Source organism: Syntrophomonas sp. DTU019, from assembly GCA_913757435.1.
In the GTDB taxonomy this organism is placed as follows: Bacteria; Bacillota; Syntrophomonadia; order Syntrophomonadales; family Syntrophomonadaceae; genus DTU019.
The window spans coordinates 70,568-82,810 of sequence record CAJYDM010000004.1; the positions used below are offsets into that span (position 1 = coordinate 70,568).

Consider the following 12,243-nt stretch of genomic DNA (forward strand, 5'->3'; position numbering starts at 1 on the left):
GCAATGGAGGGATATAATTTGATAGAACCTATTGTAATTAACCCGATCGGAGTAGTTCATAGCGACTTCACTAAAAATGATCATGTTCGGATTGACGTATCCCAGTCCACTATTGAGATTTTCCCCCAGTATAGCGAAGCCCTGTTGCGCATCAGTGAACACTCCCATATTTGGGTGATAGGGTGGTTTCATGAATCGAGACGGGATACTCTGCGTGTAGTGCCCCGCATCAATCCTGAGCTTGGGGAATACGGTGTTTTCGGTCTGAGGGCATTCATGCGGCCTAATCCCATAGGCCTGACTGCGGTCAAATTAGTGAATATAGAGGACAACATCCTGACAGTAGACGGACTGGACTTTATTGAAGGCACTCCGATTATAGACATTAAGCCTTACTATGAGGCGGATATCATTTTTTCACCCGGGACCCCTTATATTAAACCGCGTGAACCTAAAATGCTGGAAGAAACCCTCTTTAAGGCGGCCGTAAACCACCATCAGGAAGAATGCGAGCAATTGGTTTTGGCAGTGAAGATGTGTATGGCGGCGGAAGAGATCTTTGGACACCTTAACGCACAGGATCTCCAAGTGCATGTTGTCGGCAGCCTTTGTCTGGCCGACGTTATTCAGGGCATATGCAAGGCCAGGCTGGCCAACCCGGCGCGGTTCTCCTTTGAACACAACCCCGATAAGGCCATGAGTTGCTGGGAGAATAATAGCCGCCGGGCTGCCATAAGCCTTAACCCCGGGGCTGGCTTGTGTTTGCTGCAGGCCCAACCTCATCAGGCCCTTTTTGACATCAAGGTATGGAATAAAGCAGATTAGGGGGTAATCATAAATGAGCCAAGAATTGTGGGAAGCTGCACACAAATTCCACGGACATATCTGTCCGGGCATAACGGTGGGCTACCGGGCTAGCATGCTAGCGCTGAAACTGCTGGGGCTGGAAGGCAAAAATATCAGCAGCACACATACTGTGATAGTGGAAAACGACGTTTGCGGGGTGGATGGGGTTCAATATGTTACCGGCTGCACAGTCGGAAACAGCGGCTTGATTATCGACAATCAAGGCAGACAGGCATTTAACTTCATCTCCAAGTCAGGCCGAGGTATACGAATTGCCCTGAAATACCCCTTGTGGGGCTCGAATCATCCCATTGAACTGCATCAAAAGGTCAAGACGGGGACAGCCAGCGAGGCTGAAAAGGCCGAGTTCTTCTCCCTGCGTAATGAACGCGGCCAATTGCTGTATCAGCTTTCCGATGAGGAGCTGTTCAAAGTGACCGATATTGAGGTTCATCTCCCCGGTAAGCCCAGGCTCCATCCCATTGCGGTCTGCAATATCTGCGGCGAGGAGGTTATGCGTCCCTGGGCTGTCGAGCATGAAAACGGCCTGGCATGCAAAGCGCATTTTAAATAATACAAATGGAGGCCTTAACTTAAATGGTTTATATCAGCGACGATGCTCTGGAGAGATTCATTAAGGAAGACGTCCCCTACATAGACCTGACCACTACAATGCTGGGTATAGCCGGTAAAAAAGGCCGGATCAGCTTCGTGTGCCGCGACCAAGCGGTCATTTGCGGCACCGAAGAAGTACTGCGCATAATGGGCAAGTTAAATCTGAGCCCCCTTTTTCACCTGCCTTCGGGAAGCACAGTAAAGCCTGGCACCGTGATCCTGGAGGCTGAAGGTATGGCTGAAAACCTGCATATGGCCTGGAAGGTCGCGCAGAATATCCTGGAGTATCTCTCCGGAATCGCCACTCGCACTGCAATAATACTGGCCAGAGCGCGGGAGGGCAACCCCAATATACAACTGCTCAGCACCCGTAAAGTTTTCCCAGGAACCAAGGAATTGTCAATCAAAGCGGTCATTGCCGGTGGAGGCATGCCTCATCGTCTGGGTCTTTCTGAAACCATACTGGTATTCGAACAGCACACGGTTTTTTTGGAAGGATACGATCAACTGTTGAACAAGCTGTGCCAGTTAAAGATGCAAAATCTGGAAAAAAAGATAATAGTCGAGGTCACTTCGCTAAATGAAGCCATTCAGGTATGTCAGGCCGGTGCCGACGGATTGCAGTTTGACAAGGTGCCCTATCCGGATCTGGCCCTGGCGGTGGCTAGATTGAGGGATATAAAACCTGATCTGTTGATACTGGGGGCTGGGGGCATAAATGCAGAAAATGCCGCTGACTATGCGGCTACCGGCATCGATGCTATCGTGACCACCGCAGTGTATTTCGGGAAACCAACCAATATCGGAGTGAAGATGGTACCAAAATACGATTAGTATATTGAAATATGCCTTGAATCAGCTATTCTAACCCGAGTTCATGGCTGCCTAGCCTGGGACAAGGGACCTATGGCTGCTCTTTGAAATCTATGCGGGCTAATGACCTGTCTAAAATCGCAGCCACCTAAGCGGTTAAAAGAACCGGTTTACAACCTTCCCAAATAGATGAATTGGTTATGGGCATGGGCCTGCTGTAGGGTAATAGCTCATTACCCCCTCGTATCGTTGCTATGTATTTAGGCCCAATTATATCATTTATAGCATGCAGCAATAATGGCGTCATTACTGATGAATGATGGCTGACCTTCCTGGTGATGCAGGGTGTTTTATCATCTTGTTTTGACCGGGGCTATGGTCAGCCTTCACGTCCTTTTACGATCAACACTCCTGGCGCCATCAAAAGATCCTTTCAGTACAGTTGCCCCGACGCTATACTTGAAGAATAGGAGCGTTATAGATCAGGAATTATCATAGTAGAAGTAATCGTCGGAAAGGTGGGTATTTTGTGGGCATTAGTCAGGAAATCAGCATAATCGATGAACTAAAAAGCGCATATCCGCAGAAGTTTACATCCGGGGATCAGGTATTTAGCAATATTAAACGAGGAAATAAGATATTCATTGGCACTTCGGCAGGAGAACCGAGATATCTGGTTAGATCGCTGGTCAGGTATTTGGATCGCAACCCTAAAGCTTTCTTTGACGTAGATATATTTTATGTGTGGACACTCCCTGGCGTGAGGGATTCCATTTATGAAAAGTACCGGGACAACTTCAGGATCAACTCCTTGTTTATCGGTGAAGCCAACAGGAATGCCATCAATAAAGGAGCAGCTGATTATACCCCCATTTTCCTATCCAGGATACCGGAGTTGTTCGATCGCAAATACTTTCCGATAGATATAGCCATTATCCAGACCTCCTTGCCGGATGAGCACGGCTACTTTAATTTAGGGGTCAATGTTGATTTTGTTAAAGCCGCTACAGAGAACGCCGCCCTGACTATTGTGCAGGCCAATGCCTTTATGCCCAGAGTGCACGGCGATGGGTTTATCCATATCGATGACATAGATTTTATCATTCCCTACGACGAACCGCTGCCGGAATACGATCTCAGTGAGGAAAGCGAGATCGCGAAAAAAATTGGCCAATATGTGGCAAGCATCGTCCAGGATGGAGATACGCTGCAAATAGGCTATGGTAATATGCCGTTTTCGGTTTTGCCTTGCCTAAGCAATAAAAAACACCTGGGGATACACTCCGAGATCTTGAACGATGGGATCGTCGAATTGATGAAAAAAGGCGTCATAGATAACAGCAAAAAGACCTTGAACAAGGGGAAGACGATTGGGTCATACTGTTTTGGCAAGAAAGAGACCTATAAATACATCAATAATAATCCTGCCATTGAGCTAAGAAGGATCGATTATGTTGATAATTTCATGACTATCGCCCAGCACGATAACATGACAGCCATAAATACCGCCCTGCAAATCGACCTGACGGGGCAGGCTACGGCTGAGTCACTGGGGAAAGTCTTTTACAGCGGCATCGGTGGTTTTGCCAATTTTATGCGGGCGGCAGTTATGGCCAACAAAGGAAAAACCATCTTGGCGATGAGATCAGTAACTAACAACGGGAAATTTTCCAAAATAGTGCCTTGTCTGCCGGAAGGTGCCGGGGTCAGCCTTCATAGAGGCGATGTCCAATATGTGGTGACAGAATATGGCATTGCCTATCTGCAAGGGAAGACTCTTCGAGAAAGGGCCATGGAATTAATATCCATCGCCCATCCCCAATTTAGACCCTGGCTTGTTCAGGAAGCCAAACAAAGAAACCTAATTTTCCAGGACCAGAAGATAATCCCCGGCCCGGGGGGTAGATACATTGAGGAATACGAGTCCCATAAAACCACTAAAAGCGGACTAGATGTACTTTTAAGGCCTGTAAAGATCAGTGACGAACCTCGTTTGCGGGATTTTTTCAATTCACTTTCCGATAGGAGTCTCTACACAAGATTTTTCCATGTCCGTTCACATGTCCCCCATGAAGACCTTCAACAGATCATTACTGTTGATAACGCCAAAGGTGTATCGATACTGGCTGTAGTCCAGCAAGAGGAAAAACAAATTGTCGTAGGTCTGGGGCAATACTTCATCAACGAATCCGATTATTCGGCCGAGGTTTCATTTGCCACCAGCGATAATTATAAGAACAACGGAATAAGCACTCTATTGCTTTCGCATCTGACCCTTATAGCCCGAAAAAACGGTATTCTGCGCTTTACTGCCACCGTGCTGGCGGAGAATAAAGCCATGATCCGTGTGCTGAGAAATATGGGATTCACCCGCACGAATATGGAATACGGGACATACGAGTTCGAATACAGACTCTAATCAGGGATAGGCAGTTCTCAAATGAGTCGACTGAGGCATGGGAACCGGGGCTGGCCAGGGACAAGGACCAGCCCTATGTCCCAGGCTGCTAAGTTTTAAAATGGCATCAGCGGATCGGTTTCCAATATTTTTTCCACTTCTTCATATCCGGTTGGAAATGCGAAGTTGTAGCGAGCCGGCAGAGCAAATACATACTTGCTGTTACGGCCCAGTTCCTTGGGCGGGATAGGTGCTGCACTCACACTTAGTTCTTCTTTTTGAATCATGTTCCACTGATTAAGCGTAAACACCATGATGGGAATATCCTGACGAGGGTTTTGTTCCGTCCATTGAGGATGCCTTATGGAAATCAGCGGGCCATCATCTTTAGCGGCACTTTCAAGATATATGCCTTCCCATTTATCCGCCATTATCGAATAGCCCTGCCAGTTCTCCGGCAGTTTAAAGGTAAAACCAAGTTCCTCATTTCTGTAAACTGAGGCCTCATCATACTCATAAGAAGTAATAAGCCAGTTATTATCGATTTTTCCTGCTTCCAGAGTAACCGGACTCTTACCTGCCACACCGCCATTTACCATCTCTACACTGGTCATAGTAATAATTTCGCCCTTAATCTGGTACTTGGAATCTGACAGTTTCTCTATGGCGGTAATCTCTATACGCTCCGGCCACGGGCTTGAGGTCACCCTCCCCGGGGCATGGTTAACATCATTTTGCCACTTGGCCAGAAGTCCAGGCGTTACTAAATCGCCATAGTTTTCAGATAGGGTATTTTTAACGATATCTTCTGGGGCCAGCAGTGAAACATTTTTTAGTTTGCTGCCGAATTCTGCCACCAGTTGCATCACTGCAGTCTCATCACTTTCAAGCTGTTTAGAACCGATGGATGGAAGCGGCACAGGAAAAGTCCTTATCCCGGCAGCATAAGGAGCAATTTCATACTGCAGGAAATATACTATTAGGCTCCCATTCTCAAGGTAAAAACGCTGATCCTCGCTTATACCCTTAAACCCGAGTTCTCCCTCAAAATAGTCTCTTGGGTTAAGCTCAATCATAGATTTTACCCTTTTATTAATCATTTCCGTATAGTTTGTACCAGGAGCAAATAGGTCGCTTAAGGCCAATTCCTGGCCGGTATTCAAATCGAAGTTGTAAGCCACCCGATCGGTCATGCCGTGGGCCCCGCCGGTATAAGTATAATAATCCACATAGAAACTCAAGTTATCCCGGGTTGCAAAATACTGATAAAATCGGCTTACAATCTCATAGGTATGGTATGGCTCTGTCAGTACAAAATCGGAATTTAGCTGAGCTTCTGCTATCATAGCCTCTTGACGTTTAATAGCTTCGTCTTCCAAAAGCTGGTTCATTTTGGTTTGTATCTCTGTATCCTGCATCCCCTTAATTACAGGAATGTTCAGGTCAATGTTAATTAATTCAGATTCGCTCTTTACTTCTTTACATTCCAGTTTTACTGCAGGGGTGGGGCTAACCTCAACAGGATTCATCTCGATCAGCTTGACGCACTGGTTTAGAACCTTAGCCAGTTCAGCCCGACTTATGGGATCATGGGGGCGGAAAAGGTTGTTGTTACCCTTCATAATGCCGGTATTGCTTACAAATACCATGGCATTAGTATCATCCTGGGAAAGCTCTGCGGTATCATCATATAAAGGCATCAGCATGATCATAGGCACATTGATCCCCTTAGCCTGAAAAGCATTGTAGATACCTCTGGCTACCTTAATCCGCGTTACCTCTTTATCCCCCTCAAAAGCATCCATGGGTGCAAATATGTGGTTGATTGCGCACCGGAGCACGGCCTCACTGTACCAGGCTTCTTCTTCCAAATCATAGTAATAGTCACTCGCCGTGGGTTGCTTAACAAACCTCATATTCCCATAATCTAAATCAAAAGCCCGCTCTAAAACCGCCGCCAGCTGGAAACGGTTTACTTTTTCTTCTGGCATAAAAATTTTGAAACCAAACTCGTTTACCCCGGTACCCTGCATTAAACCCTGTTTATATGCTGCTTCGATCTCACTTTCGGCCCAGTGCCCCCGCGTGTCAACAAATGTCCCCGAAAACAATTTGGCACTCGCGATACCGGTCGGAAACAACAGGAACGCAGCCAGTACCAGATAACCAACCAGCTTTTTCATACTGTTACCCTGCCTCTCATTTTTCTTTTATTTATTGTTACGAGTGTGAAAGAGTTATCTTACAATCTCGGGAGGTGTGGTTCACCTCATTTCTCTTCATTTATTGTTACGGGAGGCGACACCACTCCATGACAAGAAGTTATTAATAACTTCGTCCCTCAGGCATAAGACCCATATGCTTAGCGGTTAATTGATAACCAACCCCTGCCACAGCCAGCAGTATACCTGTTACCAACAAGATGGAACCGATTGGCACGATATCTGCGAGTGGTCCGAAAAAGAGTATAGCAACAGGCATGGCACTGCCAGCAACGATTTGTACCAGCGAAAACACCCGCCCCATCATGGCAGTTTCCACATTCTCCTGTATTAACACCGTTTGGGCGGTGGCGATAACCGGCATGAAAAGACCAGCAATCCCCATAATTAGCAAATATACCACAAAATTATCGGCAATGCCCAATAAAGCGAAAGTAATTCCGAAAGCCACCAGGCAAATAGCTGCGGTAAGAATTTTATCCTTGAATTCACCGCGTAGTGAGATATAAACCCCACCAATTAAAGAACCTATGGTCCATACCATTTCATTGGCAGTAAGCCGCCACACATCGCTGCCGAAGGTGCGTTCTACCAACAATGGTGTCAGTACCGCAGCCGGAGTAATCAGGAAAAAGGACACGCCAAAATATATTAAAACCAACTTCAGCAACTTGTTATTAAGTGCGTAAGCTATCCCGTCGCGCAGCTCGGACATAACAGATGCAGGTTCTGTGGGTCGGGCAACCCTTTCAACATAAATAAAGCTAAGAACCATAATTGCTATCGCTGCGGTGATTACATCCAGGATAAAAGCCCAGGTAATGCCCATGGTCCCCAGTACAACCCCACCTACCGCGGGGGATAATAACATTAAAACTGAATTAAGGGTTTGATTAATCCCCTGCACCCTGGTCAACTGTTCCATTGGTACGATCTGCGGAAACAAAGCACCGACGGCAGGGGTTTGAATACCGGCGCCAATTGAGCGGATAAAGGATACCACCAAAAGCAGTTCGATTCTTTCATACCCTGCCCAGAAAGCGACAGCCAGTCCTAAGGTGGCCAGGGCAATAAAGCCATCCGCCAGCATGATGAGATGTTTACGATTATAGCGGTCTGCCCATACGCCCGCCCACAGAGAAATCAGCACCTGAGGCAATAGCGCACAGATGGTAAAAAGCATTATCCATTTACCGGATGAGGTTTGCAGGGTAATATGCCATATAATGGCGAAACTCACTACTGAAGAGCCGAATAGGGATATATTCTGACTGAGCAAAAATAAAACAATATTCTTTTTCCAGGAATTATCATCAGGCAATTGCTTTGTGTTCATTAAGTTATCCTCCGTTGTTCGTTACTCGGAGAAAAGCACAAAAAAAGACGATAGAAAAACCACCGTCTTTATCGATATCCGCCTTACTTCTAAAGGTTAGTAATAAAGGTGTGCCTTTTCCGGAAATGCATGCTTCAATTGATTATAATGCAGGTACCTATCCCTGTAGATAGCATTTATAACAGGAATCATATATCCTGCTGCCATTTGCATTCCAGTAAAGCTACACATTATTACCCAGCTCCCTAACGAAACTTAAACCAAGATACTATATTTTGTGTGCAAAATCAATAGCACTGGTACCAAGGAGACTGAACTTCCATGAACCTTCGGGTCACAACGTGAATGAAAATCCTATGACCTGAAAGGATTTTCGACAGAGATACTTCAACCCCTGGCCGGAATGCCGTCATTATTTGATGGTCCTGTTTCCCTTAATATCAATTACCACTACCTCAGGAGGATTGAATATGCGCGGTAAACGGGGGTTAAATGAGACCCCACGGCTTACAATTTGGATTAAAGAGCCGTGATCATACATCCCTCCGGCGTTTTGTGGAAACCAGCCTTGGTTGGGGGAATAAAGCCCGTTTAAGATGAATGGGATTCTGACCTGACCCCCGTGGGCATGGCCCGATAACACCAGATCAAAATGGCTCTGTTTATAGATTTCGATTAACTCGGGGCGGTGAGCTAATAATACCTTAAAGGCAGGCTCTTTTCGCAGCTCTGAAAATGCCTGGTAAAAGTCCTCCTCCCAAGTGGACCTCCGCTTCTCATACTTGACAACTTCCGGGTCATCGACCCCGGCGATAATAATCGCTGAATTATTAATAGTAATCTTTTCGTAACCGCTTTCAAGAATGGTCACTTCATATTTGCGGATGGTATCTTTTATGTGTCGAATGTCATTGGACCAATACTCATGGTTTCCGGACACGTAATAGACCGGGGCTATTCCCTGTATTCCTTCTAGAAGCATTTCAGTTCCCATAAGAGGGACCTGATCGTCAGCTATATCCCCTGCCAGGGCGATAATGTCGGGCTCCTGCTCTCTGATCAACTGCAGCAGTTCAGATTGCCCTGGGCCATAAATATGGTTATGCAGATCAGCGATCAAGACTATCCTTATAGACTGATCTTCATTAAACTTATCCGTATTGACGGTGTATTTCTTGACTACCAGCCCGTTGTAGAAAGCCCAACCTAAACAAACCGCCAAGAGGCCAATAGTCACTGCAACTTTCCAATGCTTAAGCAACAACATACTCCTTATCGGTTAAACCATGAGCTTGATGCCCATTGAAACAGAAGCAGTCAGACGGTATCACTTAGCACACTTAACACGGCATTTCGGTTATCATAGGCTCATACATCATAACGGCCCGATTAGCACAAATAACCTCATCCCCGATCATCTCATTACTACTACGATCATATGTCCTGCGAGAAATGACATTATTGCGGGTATAGCCGCCCCACCACTCCGCCTTTATCATATGTTCCCGTTCATAGATTTCATATCGAGCCTCAGGCGGCTGGCTGCTGCGCCATTCCCCGTAAAGGTTTTTATCATCCAGGGTTATATGCAGTTGAAAACTGGATTGGGTGTGATTGGTTATCTGCAGATCAACATAATTATAGACTACCGTAGCTCCGCTGCCGAATGGCTGGGTGCGGTTGCTGTCGGGGAATACATCATAATTGTGCCTCCAGCGTTCGGTGACTGTAAGCGGCGTGAATAGGGTCATCCAGTAGATCAGATTGGAGAGCTGGCACAGCCCTCCGCCGATCCCTGAACAAACCTGACCATTGCTTAACACCATACCGTCCAGATAACCTTTGCGGCGGCTAGGCTTGCCCACCAGTCTCCAGAAAGAAAAGGTCTCCTTGGGCAGCAGAATGAGTCCGTTGATACGAAAAGCGGCCAGGCGCAGATTGGTGATCTTATTATACTGCAATTGCATATCGACTTCCCGGAGCTGTCTTAAGAGCGGGGTTTGGTGGCAAGCGGCCTTATACGTGAGCAGATTTTCAGCATCAATTAAACTGGCATAGCATTTGTCCGGTAAAAGCCACTCCAGGTATCGCCGCCCGGTAAAGAATGCCCGGCCCAGAGCCAGACGCAGCCGGGATCTCTTGATTGGTAACAATGGCCTGTCAATAAGCTCGTTCATATTCAGTACCTTTATCAGCCCCGTAACTCAAATACCTACTGCTGAATACTATAGTATTTGCGAAATTGCTCTTCAGTAAATCCAGCCAAAGATCAGACAAAATCTTTTGTTGGTAGCTGGAGCTGTTCTATTAATACGGCTGATGACGGCCCATTCTTGCACTTTCTAAGCAGTCCCTGGAGTTTGGCCTGGAACCCCGTCCCCGTCCCATTTTATTTATGGTAGTATATCACTCCATCGCAGAGCTCCTTCTGTAAAATTCCCTTGCACACCAGATGCGACAGGTGGGATAATGCCTCTCCGGTTGCGAAAAGCTTCTGAGCTGCCGGGAATTCATCCCAGTTCTTAATATTTAAATCCCACTTCATTTGGCTGGCAACTTGCGCTGCGGTCATGGATTTATTCCCCAAGACAACCAGAACATTATCGAGCCGGTTATCATGGTGTGCCCTGAGCCCTTTGATTCTTTGGTAGCAATCCGCGATTATATCTCTGTGCCCGGGCAAGGTCAGCTCAATATCCAACGCCTCAATCTTGCTCAGGCTTTTCAAGTATTCATCCAAATAATCGGTTTTAACCTCCCAGGGTATTTCCCAGGTAGTGTTGTTAGGAGTGATAGTCCCCAAAATATGATCTCCGCTAAACAGAATTTTGTGATGGCCGTCATACAGACATATGTGATCAGGTGCATGGCCGTTAGTCAGAATACAGGTTAGACTGTAGTCCCCCACGGTGATCACCGTGCCATCCTGCACTACGCTGATATTGGTTTCATCTATTTCATCGGTCCGGTATCTATAACCAGGGTGTGTAGCGGGGTTTTGCGTCAATCCCATATCCAGCAGCCCGCCCTGTCGCACCAGATTATTGAAGTATTCAAAAAAATCGTGCTTGGAGCTGATCTCCTGTGCCGTATAGTATCCCGTAAAAATACGGGTTTGTGGTTTGGACAGATATCCTGCCAATCCGGCATGATCGGAATGGCAGTGGGTCACGAAAATATCGGTATCATCCATAGAAAAACCGATTTTTTCCATGGCCTGATCCATGGCCTGGCGGCATTCTTCCTGATTGAAACCGGTGTCGATCAACAGGTTCCTGTCTTTGCCCCTGATAAAATAAGCATTCAAAGCTCTAAGGGGATTGCGGGGCAAAGGGATCTCAATCTTAAATAAATCTTTTCTGACCTGCTGGTACATTATACTCTCCTTATCCGATAGGTCCAACACATTTGGTCAGCCAGCGTGCAGTGCTTAGATAGGGCCCGCCGCCTGGTCACCACTACACCAGAGTTGAGCTATGGTCTGTCTCAAAGCCCCTCTTTCAACTCTTGCATACTGAGTTTTTGCAGAGAAAAAGTTCCTCTACTTACTGCAACCAGCTCCCCCTGGCCATTGTACAAAGAAGCCTCGGCGACTCCGCTTCTTTTGCCCAAATGTATGACTTTCCCTTCAGCTGTTAGCTCATCTTCCGCGAAACTGGGAGCAAAATAGTTGGTATACATATCCATAGTCACACAGGTATACCCCAGGGTGATAAAAGCCCAACCCATGGCAGTATCCGCCAAAGTCCCACTAATTCCGCCGTGCAGCCTTCCACGGATAGTAGTAAGTTCCATTCCCGGATTTATTTTTATACCCGCTGCTCCCTGTCCTAGATAGGTCAATCTCATGCCCAGAGTCTGATGAATGGGGGCCGATTCACACGCCTGGCACAAGAGGCTGAAAAAATGACCATCAATTCCCCTATTTTCAATTGCTGTCCTACTCATAACGAACACCTTAATAATAACCTTGTTTTGGCCGCATTTTCCGTCAAAATTTCCGCATTAAGTCC

The 12,243-nt window shown here is 46.5% G+C and carries 10 protein-coding genes; 4 read left to right on the top strand and 6 right to left on the bottom strand.

What is annotated here, in order from left to right; translation table 11 throughout:
• Positions 1-18: 18 nt before the first annotated feature.
• From tsaA to AC15IQ_RS10965, 4 genes are all read left to right on the top strand, one after another.
• Positions 19-825, top strand: a complete 807-nt coding sequence (tsaA, locus tag AC15IQ_RS10950) for a tRNA (N6-threonylcarbamoyladenosine(37)-N6)-methyltransferase TrmO (RefSeq protein WP_483179141.1) — start codon at positions 19-21, stop codon at positions 823-825.
• Positions 826-838: 13 nt separating this feature from the next.
• Complete coding sequence (locus tag AC15IQ_RS10955) at positions 839-1,420, top strand: FmdE family protein (RefSeq protein WP_483179143.1); 582 nt, start codon at positions 839-841, stop codon at positions 1,418-1,420.
• A gap of 23 nt (positions 1,421-1,443) precedes the next feature.
• The gene (gene modD / locus AC15IQ_RS10960) at positions 1,444-2,295 is read left to right on the top strand and encodes a ModD protein (RefSeq protein WP_483179144.1); all 852 of its coding nucleotides are present in this window, start codon (positions 1,444-1,446) and stop codon (positions 2,293-2,295) included.
• A 508-nt stretch (positions 2,296-2,803) separates the two neighbouring features.
• A complete protein-coding gene (locus tag AC15IQ_RS10965) occupies positions 2,804-4,693 on the top strand; it encodes a GNAT family N-acetyltransferase (protein WP_483179145.1) in 1,890 nt (629 codons plus the stop codon).
• A 95-nt stretch (positions 4,694-4,788) separates the two neighbouring features.
• Here AC15IQ_RS10965 and AC15IQ_RS10970 read toward each other — a convergent pair whose 3' ends face one another.
• From AC15IQ_RS10970 to AC15IQ_RS10995, 6 genes are all read right to left on the bottom strand, one after another.
• Positions 4,789-6,855 (bottom strand): DUF3298 and DUF4163 domain-containing protein, encoded by a 2,067-nt coding sequence (locus tag AC15IQ_RS10970; RefSeq protein WP_483179147.1) that lies wholly within the window; start codon positions 6,853-6,855, stop codon positions 4,789-4,791.
• Between the two features lie 142 nt (positions 6,856-6,997).
• Positions 6,998-8,230 (bottom strand): MFS transporter, encoded by a 1,233-nt coding sequence (locus AC15IQ_RS10975; RefSeq protein WP_483179149.1) that lies wholly within the window; start codon positions 8,228-8,230, stop codon positions 6,998-7,000.
• A 412-nt stretch (positions 8,231-8,642) separates the two neighbouring features.
• Positions 8,643-9,491 carry a metallophosphoesterase gene (locus AC15IQ_RS10980; RefSeq protein ID WP_483179151.1) on the bottom strand — a complete coding sequence of 283 codons (849 nt, stop codon included), beginning with the start codon at positions 9,489-9,491 and terminating at the stop codon, positions 8,643-8,645.
• 79 nt (positions 9,492-9,570) lie between these two features.
• The gene (locus AC15IQ_RS10985) at positions 9,571-10,407 is read right to left on the bottom strand and encodes a VanW family protein (protein ID WP_483179152.1); all 837 of its coding nucleotides are present in this window, start codon (positions 10,405-10,407) and stop codon (positions 9,571-9,573) included.
• Positions 10,408-10,619: 212 nt separating this feature from the next.
• Positions 10,620-11,606, bottom strand: a complete 987-nt coding sequence (locus AC15IQ_RS10990) for an MBL fold metallo-hydrolase (RefSeq protein WP_483179153.1) — start codon at positions 11,604-11,606, stop codon at positions 10,620-10,622.
• A 110-nt stretch (positions 11,607-11,716) separates the two neighbouring features.
• Positions 11,717-12,178: a PaaI family thioesterase gene (locus AC15IQ_RS10995; RefSeq protein ID WP_483179154.1), complete on the bottom strand. Its 462-nt coding sequence runs from the start codon at positions 12,176-12,178 to the stop codon at positions 11,717-11,719.
• Positions 12,179-12,243 lie beyond the last annotated feature (65 nt).

Bases quoted from the DNA above. Each gene is read 5' to 3' on its own strand.
- AC15IQ_RS10975 (WP_483179149.1), bottom strand. From the start codon at position 8,230: ATGAACACAAAGCAATTGCCTGATGATAATTCCTGGAAAAAGAATATT.
- AC15IQ_RS10985 (WP_483179152.1), bottom strand. From the start codon at position 10,407: ATGAACGAGCTTATTGACAGGCCATTGTTACCAATCAAGAGATCCCGG.
- AC15IQ_RS10970 (WP_483179147.1), bottom strand. From the start codon at position 6,855: ATGAAAAAGCTGGTTGGTTATCTGGTACTGGCTGCGTTCCTGTTGTTT.
- modD (WP_483179144.1), top strand. From the start codon at position 1,444: ATGGTTTATATCAGCGACGATGCTCTGGAGAGATTCATTAAGGAAGAC.
- AC15IQ_RS10995 (WP_483179154.1), bottom strand. From the start codon at position 12,178: ATGAGTAGGACAGCAATTGAAAATAGGGGAATTGATGGTCATTTTTTC.
- AC15IQ_RS10955 (WP_483179143.1), top strand. From the start codon at position 839: ATGAGCCAAGAATTGTGGGAAGCTGCACACAAATTCCACGGACATATC.
- AC15IQ_RS10990 (WP_483179153.1), bottom strand. From the start codon at position 11,606: ATGTACCAGCAGGTCAGAAAAGATTTATTTAAGATTGAGATCCCTTTG.